The organism is Mycetocola sp. JXN-3 (assembly GCF_014522285.1).
In the GTDB taxonomy this organism is placed as follows: Bacteria; Actinomycetota; Actinomycetes; order Actinomycetales; family Microbacteriaceae; genus Mycetocola; species Mycetocola saprophilus.
Genome location: NZ_CP041635.1, coordinates 1,181,836 through 1,197,636, shown reverse-complemented (window position 1 = coordinate 1,197,636; position 15,801 = coordinate 1,181,836). Strand labels below are relative to the sequence as shown.

15 protein-coding genes are annotated in these 15,801 nt (G+C 64.5%); 5 read left to right on the top strand and 10 right to left on the bottom strand.

Translation table 11 applies throughout. The features are described from left to right. Positions 1-111: 111 nt before the first annotated feature. The 5 genes from C7C57_RS05475 to C7C57_RS05455 all read right to left on the bottom strand — a co-directional run bounded on the left by C7C57_RS05475 (position 112) and on the right by C7C57_RS05455 (position 5,212). Positions 112-879, bottom strand: coding sequence for a fumarylacetoacetate hydrolase family protein (locus tag C7C57_RS05475; RefSeq protein WP_030148627.1), 768 nt, complete (start codon positions 877-879; stop codon positions 112-114). Between the two features lie 74 nt (positions 880-953). Then, positions 954-2,063, bottom strand: coding sequence for a branched-chain amino acid aminotransferase (locus C7C57_RS05470; RefSeq protein ID WP_121686947.1), 1,110 nt, complete (start codon positions 2,061-2,063; stop codon positions 954-956). Positions 2,064-2,082: 19 nt separating this feature from the next. Next, positions 2,083-3,141, bottom strand: a complete 1,059-nt coding sequence (locus tag C7C57_RS05465) for a 3-isopropylmalate dehydrogenase (RefSeq protein WP_187977875.1) — start codon at positions 3,139-3,141, stop codon at positions 2,083-2,085. Positions 3,142-3,215: 74 nt separating this feature from the next. After that, complete coding sequence (locus tag C7C57_RS05460; protein WP_187977874.1) at positions 3,216-3,728, bottom strand: hypothetical protein; 513 nt, start codon at positions 3,726-3,728, stop codon at positions 3,216-3,218. Beyond that, positions 3,725-5,212, bottom strand: a complete 1,488-nt coding sequence (locus tag C7C57_RS05455; protein ID WP_187977873.1) for a glycosyltransferase family 39 protein — start codon at positions 5,210-5,212, stop codon at positions 3,725-3,727. The genes C7C57_RS05460 and C7C57_RS05455 overlap by 4 nt, the downstream gene beginning before the upstream one ends. A 212-nt stretch (positions 5,213-5,424) precedes the next feature. Between C7C57_RS05455 and C7C57_RS05450 the strand changes: the two genes are divergently transcribed. After that, positions 5,425-6,666, top strand: coding sequence for an FAD-binding oxidoreductase (locus C7C57_RS05450; protein WP_187977872.1), 1,242 nt, complete (start codon positions 5,425-5,427; stop codon positions 6,664-6,666). Between the two features lie 48 nt (positions 6,667-6,714). Here C7C57_RS05450 and C7C57_RS05445 read toward each other — a convergent pair whose 3' ends face one another. Beyond that, positions 6,715-8,232, bottom strand: coding sequence for an MFS transporter (locus C7C57_RS05445; RefSeq protein WP_187977871.1), 1,518 nt, complete (start codon positions 8,230-8,232; stop codon positions 6,715-6,717). Positions 8,233-8,321: 89 nt separating this feature from the next. Between C7C57_RS05445 and C7C57_RS05440 the strand changes: the two genes are divergently transcribed. The 4 genes from C7C57_RS05440 to C7C57_RS05425 all read left to right on the top strand — a co-directional run bounded on the left by C7C57_RS05440 (position 8,322) and on the right by C7C57_RS05425 (position 11,419). Next, positions 8,322-8,876, top strand: a complete 555-nt coding sequence (locus C7C57_RS05440; protein ID WP_187977870.1) for a TetR/AcrR family transcriptional regulator — start codon at positions 8,322-8,324, stop codon at positions 8,874-8,876. Positions 8,877-8,967: 91 nt separating this feature from the next. Continuing rightward, on the top strand, positions 8,968-9,627 hold the full coding sequence (locus C7C57_RS05435) for a hypothetical protein (protein WP_187977869.1): 660 nt from the start codon (positions 8,968-8,970) through the stop codon (positions 9,625-9,627). A 54-nt stretch (positions 9,628-9,681) separates the two neighbouring features. Continuing rightward, positions 9,682-10,386 (top strand): hypothetical protein, encoded by a 705-nt coding sequence (locus C7C57_RS05430; RefSeq protein ID WP_187977868.1) that lies wholly within the window; start codon positions 9,682-9,684, stop codon positions 10,384-10,386. 850 nt (positions 10,387-11,236) lie between these two features. Continuing rightward, positions 11,237-11,419 carry a YegP family protein gene (locus C7C57_RS05425; protein WP_121648114.1) on the top strand — a complete coding sequence of 61 codons (183 nt, stop codon included), beginning with the start codon at positions 11,237-11,239 and terminating at the stop codon, positions 11,417-11,419. A 70-nt stretch (positions 11,420-11,489) separates the two neighbouring features. Here the strand turns inward: C7C57_RS05425 and serA are convergent, their stop codons facing one another. The 4 genes from serA to C7C57_RS05405 form a co-directional block, all read right to left on the bottom strand. After that, positions 11,490-13,079: a phosphoglycerate dehydrogenase gene (serA, locus tag C7C57_RS05420; protein ID WP_187977867.1), complete on the bottom strand. Its 1,590-nt coding sequence runs from the start codon at positions 13,077-13,079 to the stop codon at positions 11,490-11,492. A gap of 132 nt (positions 13,080-13,211) precedes the next feature. Continuing rightward, positions 13,212-13,784: a hypothetical protein gene (locus C7C57_RS05415; RefSeq protein WP_187977866.1), complete on the bottom strand. Its 573-nt coding sequence runs from the start codon at positions 13,782-13,784 to the stop codon at positions 13,212-13,214. After that, a complete protein-coding gene (locus C7C57_RS05410) occupies positions 13,784-14,278 on the bottom strand; it encodes a hypothetical protein (protein WP_187977865.1) in 495 nt (164 codons plus the stop codon). The genes C7C57_RS05415 and C7C57_RS05410 overlap by 1 nt, the downstream gene beginning before the upstream one ends. Before the next feature lie 583 nt (positions 14,279-14,861). Continuing rightward, the gene (locus tag C7C57_RS05405; protein ID WP_255505824.1) at positions 14,862-15,791 is read right to left on the bottom strand and encodes a sporulation-delaying protein SdpB family protein; all 930 of its coding nucleotides are present in this window, start codon (positions 15,789-15,791) and stop codon (positions 14,862-14,864) included. Between the last annotated feature and the right edge of the window lie 10 nt (positions 15,792-15,801).

Below are 15,801 nucleotides of genomic sequence, written 5' to 3'. Positions count from 1 at the left end.
CGAGGTCCGCGTCGGTATTCGAACGGACGCGCGACGGATTACCCCGAACCAACAAGCAGGGCCCCTCCTCGACCGCGAATACGGAAGGAGGGGCCCGGCGAGAGAGTCGAGTTAGCGCACCGGGTTGCTCAGGATGCCCAGGCCCTCGATCTCGCACTCCACGCGGTCGCCGGGATTCATCTCGCCCACGCCCGCGGGGGTGCCGGTGAGGATGATGTCGCCGGGCAGCAGCGTGAAGGCGGCACTGACGTACTCGATAATCTTGGGGATGTCGTGGATCATGTCATCCAGCACGCCGTCCTGGCGCACCTCGCCGTTCAGGCGCGAGATGATGCGCTTACCGGCCGGATCAAACTCGGTCTCCACGATCGGGCCGATCGGGCAGAACGAGTCCAGGCCCTTGGCTCGGGCCCACTGGCCGTCGGATTCCTGCAGGTCGCGGGCGGTCACGTCGTTGGCGATGGTGTAGCCAAACACGACCTTGTCGGCGTCGGCGGCGGGCACATTCTTGGCCACCGAACCGATGATGATCGCCAGCTCCGCCTCATAGGACACACGCTTCGTGATCGGCGGGATCACGATCGGGTTCTCCGGCCCGATGACCGAGGTATTGGGCTTGAAGAACAGCAACGGCTCGGCCGGCGGGGTCGCATCCGCGCCACCCATCTCGGTCACGTGGTCGCGGTAGTTCTTGCCCACCGCGACGATCTTCGAACGCGGGATCACCGGGGCCAGCAGGGTCACCTCGCCCAGCGGCACACGCTCGCCGGTGGTGTCGAAACCCGCGTACATGGGGTCCCCGTCGAGGACCACGATCTCGGTCTCGTCGATGATGCCGTAGGCGATGCGGTTGTCGTGACTAAAACGTGCGATCTTCATGCACCCATCCTAAACCTGAACGACACCGCCCCGACTCGAATCTCCGAGCCGGGGCGGTGTCGTGAATGCCTGAATTAGCCGTCGACGCGGACCATCCAGCCGTGACGGTCCTCGCGGCGACCGTACTGAATGTCGGTGAGTTCCTCGCGGATGCTCAGGGTCAGTTCGCCGGGCTCGGCGTCCTCGGATCCGATGGTGAAATCGGTGGACTTGAGCTGGCCAATCGGGGTGATGACCGCGGCGGTGCCGCAGGCGAACACCTCGGTGATGGTGCCGTCGGCCTCGCCCGCACGCCACTCATCGATGCCGATGGCGCGCTCCTCCACCGTGTAGCCACGGTCCTGGAGCAGCTGGATGATGCTCGCGCGGGTGATGCCCTCGAGGATGCTGCCGGTGAGCTCGGGGGTGACCACGGTCTTGTCGTTGCGGACGAAGAACACGTTCATGCCGCCGAGCTCGTCGATCCGGGTGCCGGTCTCGCCGTCCAGGAACATAACCTGGGCGCAGCCGTTGCGGTATGCCTCCTCCTGCGGGAGCAGTGAGGCGGCGTAGTTACCACCGCACTTGGCCGCACCGGTACCGCCGCGTCCGGCGCGGGAGTACTCGGTGGACAGCCAGATCGAGATCGGCTTGATGCCACCGGTGAAGTACGCGCCGGCGGGGCTGGCGATCACCAGGTAGCTGGCCTTGTGAGCCGACCGCACACCGAGGAAGGTCTCGTTGGCGATGGTGAACGGACGCAGGTACAGGCTGGTGTCCGGGGCGCTGGGAACCCAGCGCTCATCGGCCTTGACGATCTGACGCACCGACTCGACAAAGTCAGCCACCGAGAGCTGCGGCAGGGCCAGGCGGGCGGCGGAGCGCTGCAGACGCTCGGCATTCTGGTCGGGACGGAAGGTCCAGATCGACCCGTCGGCGTGACGGTAGACCTTGAGACCCTCGAAGATTTCCTGGCCGTAGTGCAGCACCGAGGAGGCGGGGTCGAGGATCAGCGGGCCGTAGGGAATGACGCGGGCGTCGGCCCAGCCGTTTTCCACGGTCCAGTCGATCTGCACCATGTGGTCGGTGAAGTGGTTACCAAAGCCCGGGTTGGCAAGGATCTGTGCGACCTCCTCCGCGCTGCGCGGGGAGGTGTTGGCCTCGTGCGAGAACGCGAGCGGGGCGGTGGTGGTGTCATGTGCCATGATTCAAATCCTTCAAACGTTACTGTGCTGCGGTGACCAGGGCGGCGATCGCGTCGCCCACCTGAGCGGTGGAACGGGTGGCCCCGTTTCGACCGGCGATATCGGCGTCCACGGCGGCCACAACTCGCTGGGCGAGCTCGGGAGCACCGAGGTGATCAAGCAGCAGTGCTGTGGAGAGGATCGCCGCGGTGGGATCGGCGATCTGCTTCCCAGCGATGTCGGGAGCGGACCCGTGTACCGGCTCGAACATGCTGGGGAAGGTGCCGTCGGGGTTGATGTTGGCCGAGGCAGCCAGTCCGATGCCGCCGCTGATTGCGCCGGCCAAATCGGTGAGAATGTCGCCGAAGAGGTTGTCCGTGACGATGACATCAAATCTAGCAGGGTCGGTGACAAAGAAGATAGTTGCCGCGTCCACGTGCAGGTAGTCCACGGTTACCTGCGGATACTCGGTGGCCACCTCGTTGACGATGCGCTGCCAGAGCTTTCCGGCGAAGGTCAGCACGTTGGTCTTGTGCACCAGGGTCAGCTTATTGCGACGCTGGGTGGCGATCTCAAACGCGTGGCGGACAACCCGCTCGACACCGTAGGCGGTGTTGACCGAAACCTCGTTGGCGACCTCGGCGGGGGTCCCCACACGAATCGCGCCACCGTTGCCCACATACGGACCCTCGGTGCCCTCGCGAACCACCACGAAGTCCACATCCCCGGCGTTGGCCAGCGGGCTGGGAACGCCCGGGTAGACCTTGGTCGGGCGCAGGTTCACGTAGTGGTCCAGGCTGAAGCGGAGCTTGAGCAGCAGGCCGCGCTCGATGTTGGCATCGCGCAGTCGCGGGTCGCCGGGAACGCCACCGATGGCACCCAGCAGAATTGCGTCGTGGGCGGCAATGGCTTCCAGGTCGGTGTCGGTCAGCACATCGCCGGTCTCCAGATAGCGGGCCGCGCCGAGCGAAAACTCGGTTTTGTCGGTGCTGAGTTCGGAACCCTCCACGACGGCGTCGAGAACCTTCACCGCCTCGGCTACAACCTCGGGTCCGATTCCGTCTCCGCGAATCACGGCAAGTTTGACACTGCGCGACATTATGCTCCTGCTCAGCCTGGGGTGGGTGTTGTTGAATCCACCTTACTCGTGCGCGGGAGTGCGCGGGAACGCGGTTACTGCAGCAGGAGCAGGACCGCGAGCGGCAGCGTCACCGCATATCCGAAGCCCAGGCGTTCGGGGCGCAGCAGCAGTGGTGGCAGGATTGCGGCCACGATCAGGACGTAGACCATCGCCAGCGGAGGGACCGTGCCGATGCCGAGGATCCCGCAGGCCAGCTGAACCGGCAGTGTCATCAGGGCCGCGGTCACCCATCCGGTGCCGATATCCACCGGGCCCAGGTGCCAGGTTCGGCGGGCAAAGCGGCGCTCGAGCGCGTTCCCGGTGCAGGCGACCACGATCAACACGATCACAAAGAAGACCGCGACGCCCACCACGCTCAGGGTCGCAACCTGCTCGGCGCGCACCGGGTCGCGCAGCAGCGCCAGGAGTTCCTTATGCGTGGATGTGCGCACCTGATCCACCAGCACCAGATAGCGCGGGATCGAGGCGAGGGTCGCCACGAACACGAAGGCGATCCAGGCAAACACCGAGGAGGTGCGCGGGGGCACCGGCGCGGGGATACTCATCGGGTCTCCTCCCGGACGTATTCGGTGACCACGGTGCGGCCCAGCGGATAGCGCTCGCGCTCCACAAACCCGTGGCGGGCAAGCTCCCGCTTCATCTCGGTGATTTCCGGGGTGGTGCGCAGGGCCGCGGCCACCCAGATCCGCTCGACGTGTTCCAGCCTCTTCCCCAGCTTGCGTGGGGGCAGGGTGACGTCGTTGAAGATGCCGCGCTCGATGTCGCTGCGCACAAACGCGATGTCGTCCAGCCCGGCGAAGGCCGCCGGATATCCGTCCACGGTCAGGCGCGGACGGATCGTGGTGGTCCTGTCGTTTTGCAGGAAGAAGGCATCTCCCGGCGAGGCATGCTCGGCGATGGTCTGCGCGGTCTGCAGGAAATCGCTGCCGTTCTGCTTGGCATAGGGGCCGCGCTGGGCCAGATAGGTGGGCAGGCTCGCCAGCGCGATCGCCGCGACCAGCGCCCACACCAGCCACCGCCGCGAAAACACCGAGACCGCCAGGGCCAGCAGCAGCGCAAACCCCGGGGTGGTGAATGACATGTAGCGGGAGGTGTAGAGCGGACCAAACAGCGAGTTGGCGATCAGCATCAGGATCAGCGGGGCAAACGCCCAGGCCGCGGCGAGCGCCACCGGCGGCGTGCCGAACCGGGCCAGGATCTGCGGGAGGCGACGACCGGCAATCACCAGCAGCACAATCACCAGGATCGCCAGCAGCCAGGATCCATCCAGCCACGGCTCGACCAGCGTGGTCCAGGCGTTGACGATGGGCTGCCCGGAGAGCCAGGCGATTTGTCCGCGCTGTCCGTATCCGGCGCGCACCAGTGGGATCACCGCAACCAGGACGATGAGCACCGCGATCCCCCAGCGCAGCAGGGTCCGACGATCCCGATGCGCAAACAGCAGGTAGGCGAGGTGTGCGGCGAGGATCAGCCCGGCATACATAAACAGGTAGATCGTGACGATGGTCACCACCGTATACAGTGCCCAGGACCACCAGGTGTTGCGTCGGGCGGCCGAGATCAGCGCGATCACGCCCCACACCACGAGGGCCGCACCCAGCGCATACGAGCGCCCCTCGATACCCATGAACGTGGTGCGCGGCAGGACCAGATAGATCAGCGCGGCAATCACGCCAAACCGGGGTCCGGCGAGCTTTGCTCCCAGCACCATCAGGCCCGCGGTCCCCAGCCCCACGGCGAGCGCCGAGAATCCACGCAGGGCCACCTGGGAGTCGCCAAACGCCTGGATCCAGAAGTGGATCAGGGCATAGTAGAGCCCGTGCACCGCATCCTTATGCTGGAGGAACTGCCAGAGCCCCGGGCCGTCCAGGCGTGCGGCCATCAGCGTGGCGATCTCGTCGAACCAGAACGAGGGAATCGCGCTGCCGATCCAGGAGATTCCGGCGGCCACCAGGCCGAGCAGGACCGCGAGGGCGGGGACGCCGCGCAGGACACGCGGGATGAACGGGGTGCGCAGGGTCGCGGGCAAGCTTGGTCCTTTCTCTCCCCGATTCACGGGGTGCCACCCGGATGGGATACGCATCAGAGCTCAACCCTAGCGCCGCCTACCCGTATATTTGCCGAGCGCGCCGCCACCCTTGTTTTCCCCGCGGTTCGCGGCAAGGATGGAGGCGGGACCGGCCCACAAGGCGCGGCCCGGCACACGGAATCAACGAGGACTCCGGTGCAGAAGGAGGAACCATGAGTAGTGCTCCGCGTTCGGCGATCGTGATCGGTGCGGGAATGGTGGGTTTGGCCACGGCCCTGGAACTCTGTCGGCGCGGGGTCGCCGTGACGGTCCTGGATCGGGAGGGCGTGGCCGCGGGTTCCTCCCTCGGCAATGCGGGATGGATCAGCCCGGGCCTGGCGATGCCCCTCGCGGACCCGGCCATCTGGCCGAACGCGATCCGCTCGCTACTGGATCCCGACGCCCCCCTGCACATTCCCCCGCGGATCGATCCCCACCTCTGGGGATTCCTTGCCCGCTTCGCGTCCCACGCTACGCACCGGCGCTGGGACCACACGATGGCGGCGCTCACCACGCTGGACACCCTCGCCCTGGACGCCTTTGACCGCCTGGCCACCGCCGGGGTGGCCGAGCCGACCCATGCGACCCCGTACACCGTCGCCTTCGAGCGTGGGCGCGATGCGCGCGGGTTTGTGGATGAGCTGGCCCGCGTCGCCCGAGCCGGACAGGACGTGACGCTCGAACGGGTCCACACCGCCCCGGCCCAGCTCTCCGGCGCGGTGAGTGCCGTCTATACGCTGAGCGGGCAACGCTTCCTGGCACCGGGACCCTTCGTCGCCGACCTTGCCCGGGTGCTTCGAGACCACGGCGGCACCATCCTGACCGGCGAGCGGGTGGACCGCATCGACCCGCAGCGTGGCCGGGGTCGCCGCGAGGTGCGGGTGCGCACCCGCTCCGGAACCGTCCACACGGCCGACGCCGTGGTCATCGCGACCGGTGCCTGGCTTCCGGATCTCGCCCGACGCTTCGGGGTGCGTACCCGCGTGCAGGCGGGTCGCGGATACTCGTTTAGCGTGCCCACCGCCGAACCGGTCCACGGCCCCATCTACTTCCCCACCCAGCGGGTGGCCTGCACCCCGTTCTGCGGCGGATTACGCGTGGCTGGGACCATGGAGTTCCGCGGACCCGACGAACCCCTGCAGCAGCGCAGGATCCAGGCGATCGTGAACTCGGTGCGCCCGCTGTTTCGCGGGGTCGACCTGGATGATCGCTCGAATGAGTGGGTCGGCTCGCGCCCGGTGACCCCCGACGGTCTCGCCCTGATCGGGCGCACCCGGGCCCCGGGCGTGTACGTGGCCGGCGGGCACGGGATGTGGGGCATGGTGCTCGGGCCGATCACCGCCGAACTGCTGACCGAGCAGATCATGACCGGCATTTCCCCCGAGGTCCTCACCCCGTTCGACCCGCTGCGCTAACCACGAAACCCCGGATGCACGGGGCATCCGGGGTTGTGAGGGGTGAGACTAGCGGGCGTTACGCAGCGTAAACACACCGATGATCGCGGCGGCCGCGACCAGGCCCGCGCCGATCCAGGCCACCACACCGGCACCACTGTCGAAGGCGTGACGGGCGGATTCCAGCAGGGTCGCGGCCAGCTCGGGCGGCAAGGTCTCGGCCACGTTGGCCGCGCCACCCAGGGTTTCCCCGGCGGCGTGCACCTGCTCGGGGGTCAGACCCTCGGGCAGCACCACCCCGGCACGGTAGTAGGCCGACAGCACGGTACCCAGCGTCGCGGTACCCAGCACCGCCCCCAGCTCATACGCGGTCTCGGACACGGCCGAGGCCGCCCCGGCCTTCTCGGGCGGGGCACCAGAGATGATCAGCTCGTTGGACACGGTTTCGGCGGCACCGATACCGAGGCCCAGCAGGGCGAAGGCCACCATCATCTCGTAGGCGCCGATATCGCCGCCGGTGAGAGCCACCAGCACGTAGCCGGCGATACTCGTGAGCAGGGCAACCGGGATCACGATCGAGGGACGCACCCGCTTGGCGACCGGCACCACGCCGAGGCCCGCGATGATCATCACGATCAGACCGGGCACCAGCACCAGCGCCGCATCAAACGGCTTGAGTCCCAGCACCAGTTGCAGGTGCTGCGAGACGAAGAACAGTCCACCCACCAGCGCAACCACGCTGAGCAGGTTGATCAGCACGGCCCCGGAGAACTGGCCGCGGCGGAACAGGGTCATGTCCAGCATCGGGCTCTCGATGCGCAGCTGGCGACGCACAAACGTCACACCGCAGGCGAGACCGATCAGCAGGGTGATGACGGCCAGGGGCACGTTGGCACCCTCGGCGAAGGTCTTGATCGAGAACACAAACGGGGCCATGGTACCCAGTGCCAGCGGGATCGACAGGTAGTCGATCTTGCCAGGGTTGGGGTCCCTGGACTCGGGGATCAAGATCGGCAGCAGGATCACCAGCGGCAGCAGCATGGGCACGGCCAGCAGGAAGACCGAGCCCCAGGGGAAGTGCCCCAGCAGCAGGCCACCCACGACCGGACCCAGGGCGCTACCGGCGGAGAACGCGCTGGCCCACACGGCGATCGCCAGGCGACGCTCGTTACGGTCGGTAAAGATATTGCGCAGCAGCGACAGGGTCGAGGGCATCAGCATGGCGCCGAAGAAGCCCAGCAGTGCGCGGGCCAGGATCAGTTCCCCGGCCGATCCGGCAAACGCGGCAAAGACCGAGACCAGACCGAAGCCGATCGATCCGATCAGCAGGAGTTTTCGGCGACCCAGACGGTCGCCGAGGCTGCCCATCGGGACCAGCAGGCCCGCAAGGATCAGCGGATAGATATCGACCACCCAGAGCAGCTCGGTTGCCGACGGGGTCAGCGCTTCCGAGATGGCGGGGAGGGCAAAGTTTAGGACGGTGTTATCCACCGAGACGAGCAGCACCGGGAGCATCAGCACAACGAGTGCGGCCCAGCGGCGGGTGCGGCTGAGCGAGTCTGCCGCGGTGCGGTTGACGGAAAGCATGTTCACCTCTTCAATTACGAACTCATTTACTGTACCGTCTGGACGGTATACAATCAATACGATCGTGATTTTTAGTCGAAAGGAGTCGCATGGCTGCCGAGAGCACAACACGAGAACGCATCCTCGACGCGTTCGAATCCCTGCTCATCACCCAGGGGGAACGCGCCACCACCATCGAGGCGTGCGCCGCCCAGGCGGGTATTTCCAAGGGCGGGCTGCTCTACCACTTCGGCTCCCGAGACGCGCTCATCCTCGGGCTGATCGCCCGAGCCGATGGTCTCTCGGCCGAGTACCTGGCCGAGATGACGGCCTCCCCCGACGGGGTCGTGGACAGCCTGATCCGCACCTCGCTGTTCAGCGATGACCGCTTCGACCACGCCACCATCGCCCTCAACCGGCTGGCCCAGGAGGATCACCGGGCCATCGCCTGTCTGCAGCGTTTCCGCCGCGACACCATCGCCCTGCTCGAGGAGGAGCTCGGGGATCCGGTGCTGGCCGAGACGGTCATGCTGATCAGCGACGGCATGTACTACGACTCGGTACTGCGCACCCCCGAGGACAGCACCGTCCCCACCCCCAATGCGGTGCCCGCCGAGGCTATCCTGGCGGTCGTGCACCGACTGATCCCTTCCCGGACCTCCTAGCTCCCGCGCAACCGCTCGCTATCGCCCATCCCCGGGACCGCTCCCGTCCGAGACTTCACTCACCCCACCCAACCCGAAGAGGAGAACTGCAATGACCCGCCCGCACCCGCGAGCGCGCCTGCGCCGCTCAAACCGAATCGAATTTGCCACCTATGTGGCGCTCGCCGTGGCGGTCGCCATCGTTTTGGTGTTTATCCTGCTGGATGTGCTGGATCAGATCCTGCCCCTCCCCCGGATCCTGGTGCTCGCCCTGGGCATTCTGGTGGTGATCGCCGCCGGCTTTGGAATCCTGGCCCTGATGAGTGTGAAGGCACGCCGCAAGATCGGCACCCTGCGCACCGAGCGCCCCGATGCCCTGGTGTGGTGGATCACGCCGGCCGATAGTTTCGGACCCGCGCTCTCCGCGCTGGGCGGCCCAGACCTCACCCGCCGAGAACTCGCCGACGGTCTGGCCTTGGTCGCCGAACCCAGCGGGCTGGGGTTCTTCCAGACCGAACGGGCAGACTCCCGGCAGATCCTGGCCCTCCCCGCGGATTCCCTCATCCGGGTGGAAACCGGCCGCCTCACCGCCGGCGTGAATCGCCGCATCGGCATCGCCGTGACCGTGCGCGATTCGTCCGGCGATCAGCACCTCCTGGGGTTCCTCGGGGTCCACGACGTGCTGCCCGCGTTCCTCACCCAGCACGCCACCCGGGCCCTCGCCGCCGAGATTCGCCGCACCCTCGCGGAGTCCACGGAGCGACCCGCTTAGCCTCACCACGGGCGTTCCTGCCTGTCACACTAGGATGGGTTCTCGGGGGAATGCATGATCACCATTGTTGACGATTCAGGGCCAAAAACCCTTCGGCAGACCATACGCGAAGAGCTCGTCATCCGCTCGGTACTCGTCTTTTTTGGGGTCGTTCTGATCTACGTTGTGCTCTTCGGGATGATTCAGATTGTCCCCGACGGAGACGCGGTGCTGGGCATCATCATCGGCACCATCCTCGGTCTCGCCATCATGCTGCCGGTTACCGCCTGGCGTTCGCGCTATCCCCGCCTGCGCGCACGTGCTCTCCGCGAAGCGAATCCCGATGCTCTGGTGTGGTGGGTCGCACCGGGCAGGAGCCTCCCCCAACGGCTCGAACCGCATACCGGAATTCGACTCCGCGAGCGTTCCGCCCTGAGTGGTCTCACTCTGGTGGCTTCTCGGGGCTCGCTTCAGCTGTGGCACGGGAAACGTCGCGGCAATCATAAGATCTTTGAGGTGGGCAGAAGAGACATCGTGAAAATCGAATCACGATTTGTGGTGGCCCAACGTATGCGCCATCACGGCGTGGTGTTCACGATCGAGACCCGAGACGATCAGCCCCCGCTGGTGATCGAACTCTATGGGATGCAGGGCGTTCTTGCCACTCACCTGAGTCGTGAGGCAAACACCGCCTTTGTGCGGGAACTCAAGCAGGCTCTGGGCCGCCGCCCGCGGGCACCTCGGCGGCCTGATACGCCCATCGCTCCCGAGTCCGTGTAACGCTGAAGGTCTGATTGCCCCAGCGGAGACGGATCTCAGCTGTCGGCTGGTACTCAAGGAGGTGACAGAAAGCCTCCGCCGTACTCGAAGCCTCCAACATCACCATCGGCACACCGGTGCCACGCCTCCGGCGGTCCGGGGCCACCTGGATCGGAACAAAACTCTGCTCAAAAGCCACCATGACGTTAACCGTGACACCCAACTCGGTGACGCGGTGCAGGGCTTCGGATATTCGAGAGTCGTGCAGGACGATGACATAGGCGGAGCGGCCCCGTGCGTCTCGGTGAACCGTTGGAGAGATTTGGGGAGACATCAGGCTGTATGTGATCCTTCTGGCGGCCTCAGTATGCACGCGGATGCGTGAGTGCGACGTCATTCGATATTCCCTTCTATGATCCGGTTGTACGCAGCATACGTCTCGTCTATGGCCTCCGACAGAGCACGTTCCAAAATGTTCGGCGAGGAGATCTCCTCAATCGTCTCGGGCGGACCGTGCCCAGGCCCGTGTCGGTGCACGGTCCCGTGATTCCGGGTATCTATCGACATCACCTCATGTGATTTCCCACGATGATCCCGCTGAGCAAGTACAACGGCGAACTCCACCAGCATTCCGCTGCGGACAAGGCGGACGCGACGGATAACCATCGTAAAGCTCCGGGGAAGATCGATTTCTTCAGTGGATTCGTCGGTCGGTTGGTCTCTGGGAAACCAAAGACCAGCCTTACCGTCCGCGCGCCTCGATCTCCGGGTCGCGTGCGTGCCCCGCACTGGGGGCTATTTTCCGGGCAGGGCGCAACTAATCTGACATCAGGATTCGGGCGCGCCGCGTCGGACCGGAGAAAGGGGCATCATGGCGGGAAAGTTTGAGCTCTACACGGATAAGGCCGGGCAGTATCGGTTCCGGCTGAAGGCAGGAAACGGCGAGATTATCGCGGTTTCGGAAGGGTACTCCTCCAAGTCCGGCGCGCTGAACGGCATCGATTCGGTGCGGCGCAACGCTCCCGAATCGCCCGTAGTGGAGATCGAAAAGTAGCGTCGTCACAGACCAAAAACGGCGGGCCCGGAGGAAAATTCCTCCGGGCCCGCCGTTCTGTGTTCGAGTGTTACGCGGTGATACCCACGGCGCGCACGATCGCGGCGTCGATGTCGGTGCGCACCTGCTCGAGCAGCTCCTCCGAAACCGGGGAGTCCACGGTCAGCACGGTGAGTGCCTGGCCGCCGGCCTCGGTACGGGCAATCTGCATGCCGGCGATGTTGATGTTGGCCTCACCGAAGCGCGCACCGTACTGGGCGACGATTCCGGGACGGTCGGTGTAGAGCATGACCACGTGGTGCTCGGCGATCGGCACCTCGATGTCGTAGCCGTTGATGGCCACGAGCTTCTCGATCTGCTTGGGACCGGTGAGGGTACCGGACACCGAGATCTGAGACCCGTCGGCCAGTGCACCGCGCAGGGTGATGACGTCGCGGAAGTCCTCGCTCACCGGGTCGGTGACCAGGCGCACCTCGACGCCGCGGGCCTCGGCCAGCAGCGGGGCGTTCACGTAGGAGACCGACTCGCTCACAACCTGGCTGAAGATGCCCTTCAGCGCGGCCAGCTTCAGCACCGAAACGTCGAAGTTGGTGATCTCACCGCGGATGTCGACCTCGACGCTGGAGAGCGGGGAAACGGTCAGGGCGGAGAAGATCTGGCCCAGCTTCTCGACCAGCGAGATGCCCGGACGCACGTAGGGGTCGATGATGCCACCGGCGACGTTTACCGCGTCCGGCACCAGGTCGCCACCGAGAGCGAGGCGCACGGACTTGGCCACCGAAACGCCGGCCTTCTCCTGGGCTTCCTCGGTCGAGGCACCCAGGTGCGGGGTCACGATGATGTTTTCCAGACCCAGCAGCTTCTGGTCGGTGGGGGGCTCGTTCACAAACACGTCGAGTCCGGCACCCGCGATTTCCCCGGCGACCAGGGCGTCGTGCAGGGCGTCCTCGTCGATCAGGCCACCGCGGGCCACGTTGACCACATACGCGGTCTTCTTCATGGCCTTGAGCTGCTCGGCACCAATCATGCCGATGGTCTCGGGGGTGCGGGGCATGTGGATGGTGATGAAGTCGGACTGGGCGAGCAGTTCGTCCAGGCTCAGCAGGGTCACGCCGAGCTGCTGCGCACGAGCCGAGGTGACGTAGGGGTCATAGGCCACAACCTTGACGCCGAAGGCCTTCAGACGCTCGGTGATCAGCGCGCCGATGCGACCCAGGCCGATGATACCGACGGTCTTCTCGAACAGCTCGGTACCGGTGTACTTCGAACGCTTCCACTGTCCCTGGGCCAGCGCGTTGTGTGCGGCGGGGATGTGACGGGCGAGCGAGAGGATGTGCCCCACGGTCAGCTCGGCGGCCGAGATGATGTTCGAGGTGGGGGCGTTGACCACCATGACACCGGCGGCGGTGGCGGCCTTGATGTCCACGTTGTCCAGGCCCACGCCGGCGCGAGCGATGACCTGCAGGTGCGGGGCCGCGGCGATGGCCTCGGCGTCTACCTGGGTGGCCGAGCGCACCAGAATGGCGTTTGCCTCGGCCAGGGCCGAGAGCAGGGCGGGACGGTCGGTGCCATCCACGTTACGAATATCGAAGTCGGGCCCGAGGGCATCGACAGTGGCGGGCGAGAGTTCTTCAGCAATCAGGACGACGGGTTTCGACACGAAAACAAATCCTTCTGGAACGAGGGTTGGGAAGACTCGCGCCGCATCATCGGGACGCCAGGTACGTACACTCTACTAGGTGATTCATGCCCGTTACGCCGCGCATGAACGATCGTTCACCGCGAGGTGGTATTAGGCGAGGAAAAACGCGGCGGCGAGGCTCAGGGCGATGGCGGAAGACGCGGCCACACCCACCAGATAGGTGAGGATCATCGAGATCCAGCCGCGACGACGACCAATCCGATAGGAGAGGTATAACGCGATCAGCGGGACGATGATGCTGAGCACCAGCATGGTCCAGCCCAGCGCCGACACCGATCCGCCGGCCTCGGAAACCCGGCGTGGAATCGTAATCGCGCTGCCCACGCCGCCCCACACCTGGTAGGCGAAGAGCAGGCCAAACACCACGGCTATCGCGATGGTCAGCCAGCGGCGCACCTTCGAGATCGGGGTCGCCTTCTCGGCCGGGGTGGCCAGGGCGTCGAGGTCGGCATCGTCCAGGTCCGTCTCGTCAAGATCCGAATCGTCCAGGGCCACATCGTCGAGTTCGACCTCGTTGCGGGTCACATCGCCGATCCGCGACTCCGTGGCGGCGGTGTCACCCGAGGCGGTTTCGGTAACTGCGATGTCAGTCGCCGATACCTCGTCCCCATTCACGTGCTTGTTGTCTCGCGCATCGGGGGTGGCCGGGGTGGATTCGGTCATTAGCGCACTCCAAGCAGGAAGGGGATCGGGGCCAGCACGATGGCACCCACGACGAGGGCCACCACGCGCCAGCGCAGCGACTCGGCGTGACGGGTGTTCCACAGGGTTGCACCAAACCACAGGGCGGGGGCCAGCACCGCGAAAATCTTACCGATCGAGGTCATCCCGGTGGCCAGCGGATCGGCCCCACCAAAGACGATGGTTCCAATCGAGAGCAGCCAGCCGATCATGTAGAGCAGGTACACGCCGGCCAGGATCCCGTGCACAAGCAGCAGCACCGAACTCATCTGAGTGCCGCCGGTGTTAACGGCAACCTCTGCCTTGGGCCCACCCACCACGCGCCATCCCGGAGCCACCTCGGTGCCCGCGGCGGGAACCGTGGATTCCTTGAGGGGCTTCTTCTTGGGGGCTACGGCCGGGTTTTGACCAACCAGCGTGGCATCGGTCGCGTCGCCGGCCCAGCTCAGGGCGTCGTCATCGGAGGGGGTGCTCATACCTCCAGATTACCGGACGCGCCGCGCCGGGCATGGCAACGCTCTCGGCGCAGCTATCGACGCCGGAAACTGACTCGCTGTCTAATTCCTAGGAGTACCCAGCTTCTGTGCCGATTCAATTTGTTCCCTCTCAATCTCGTAGATCAGATTTTCGGGAGTTTCCGAGCGCAAGACAACGACCAACTTATTCTTCACTGACAGCCTTACCGCGGCCCCTGAGTCCAACAGCAGATAGCGCCGTTCGGGCATAATCCTGTAACCAAGTCCACCAGAAGTGCGACTTGCGGCTTCGGTAACCTGCATGTCGGTAACTGCCGTAACGGGTATTCGTAACACCCTCAACGGACGCACATAGCCCGAGATTGCACCGTCATGGACTCTAACCTCCATCCTGTTGCAAATCCCGAGTACTGCGCCGAGCCCAACCGTGAGCACTAACGAGATTAGCGAGGCAACTAACGCTGGTACAGTCTCTGCACCCCACGACTCGACGATAGAAAAAACCAACAGGCTCCCGAAAATCACGAGTATCGCGGCAGCCAGAAATCCAAGCACGCGAAGCCACAAGGGGCCCGCTATACGTTCAACATACATTTTTTGGGCTCACTTCAAAACGCTCCGTTTTCGTCTTTAACCAGCAAAATCCTGTACCCCACGGACGGATGAACCAGAAACTGCGAAAATCTCTCCAGGCAAAATCATGCGGGACAAGTAGAAGTACCAACGCTCCAGCCATCGCAATCGAGAAACTAGTGATTCCCATCACTATCGCAATAGCAAAGTGGAAAACCAGTCCTACAGGGAGCAAGAACTTGAGCCTCTTGTTCGCGCCTAAGAGCATGCTAATTCCGAGAGTGCACTCGAGTAACAATGTGCCCCACGTAACCACTGCCGATCCCACAATCGTTCCCGTAACTGGGTACACAATTGGTCGAAGCCATTCCGGACTGCCGAAGATGGGGTGTCGAACCCAGTAATAAATGGCGCTGCCGTCAACCCACGCGTCAGTACCAAGCTTGCTTAGACCGGAGACAAGATAGACAATGCTTATCTGAATGCGGATTACCTGGGATACAGCCGTTGCTACCAAGGCCTGCCGTGAGTTTTGTGCTGATGCACCGTGAAACCGCCACATGGATATCCTTCGATCGCAGAACGAGTACGGAACGAAGAGAATCGCCAGTACGAGAATGACCTGATCTCCACCGTCTGCGAGTGCCGCAGCAGACACAACGCTAAACGCGATATAGGCGAATGGTATCGAGGTGATTCTCGGAAATATGCCAAGGACCACTGCACTGAGAACGGCAATCGAGACGACATAGAAAATCCAAATGTCATCTAAGCCGGTAAGACAGACGAGGGACGCGGCTCGAATTCCAGAACAAGGATATCCAGGACCATTTGAGAACAAGCCAACGAAAAGCACATTGGCAGGGGTCAAAATGAGTGTAAGCAGTAGTGACATGGCCAATAGGCTTCGGCCAATTCCGATGTACGGAGACCACGGCATTTGACTCTTG

Bases quoted from the DNA above. Each gene is read 5' to 3' on its own strand.
- C7C57_RS05475 (WP_030148627.1), bottom strand. From the start codon at position 879: ATGAAGATCGCACGTTTTAGTCACGACAACCGCATCGCCTACGGCATC.
- C7C57_RS05470 (WP_121686947.1), bottom strand. From the start codon at position 2,063: ATGGCACATGACACCACCACCGCCCCGCTCGCGTTCTCGCACGAGGCC.
- C7C57_RS05465 (WP_187977875.1), bottom strand. From the start codon at position 3,141: ATGTCGCGCAGTGTCAAACTTGCCGTGATTCGCGGAGACGGAATCGGA.
- C7C57_RS05460 (WP_187977874.1), bottom strand. From the start codon at position 3,728: ATGAGTATCCCCGCGCCGGTGCCCCCGCGCACCTCCTCGGTGTTTGCC.
- C7C57_RS05450 (WP_187977872.1), top strand. From the start codon at position 5,425: ATGAGTAGTGCTCCGCGTTCGGCGATCGTGATCGGTGCGGGAATGGTG.
- C7C57_RS05445 (WP_187977871.1), bottom strand. From the start codon at position 8,232: ATGCTTTCCGTCAACCGCACCGCGGCAGACTCGCTCAGCCGCACCCGC.
- C7C57_RS05440 (WP_187977870.1), top strand. From the start codon at position 8,322: ATGGCTGCCGAGAGCACAACACGAGAACGCATCCTCGACGCGTTCGAA.
- C7C57_RS05435 (WP_187977869.1), top strand. From the start codon at position 8,968: ATGACCCGCCCGCACCCGCGAGCGCGCCTGCGCCGCTCAAACCGAATC.
- C7C57_RS05430 (WP_187977868.1), top strand. From the start codon at position 9,682: ATGATCACCATTGTTGACGATTCAGGGCCAAAAACCCTTCGGCAGACC.
- C7C57_RS05425 (WP_121648114.1), top strand. From the start codon at position 11,237: ATGGCGGGAAAGTTTGAGCTCTACACGGATAAGGCCGGGCAGTATCGG.
- C7C57_RS05415 (WP_187977866.1), bottom strand. From the start codon at position 13,784: ATGACCGAATCCACCCCGGCCACCCCCGATGCGCGAGACAACAAGCAC.
- C7C57_RS05410 (WP_187977865.1), bottom strand. From the start codon at position 14,278: ATGAGCACCCCCTCCGATGACGACGCCCTGAGCTGGGCCGGCGACGCG.
- C7C57_RS05405 (WP_255505824.1), bottom strand. From the start codon at position 15,791: ATGCCGTGGTCTCCGTACATCGGAATTGGCCGAAGCCTATTGGCCATG.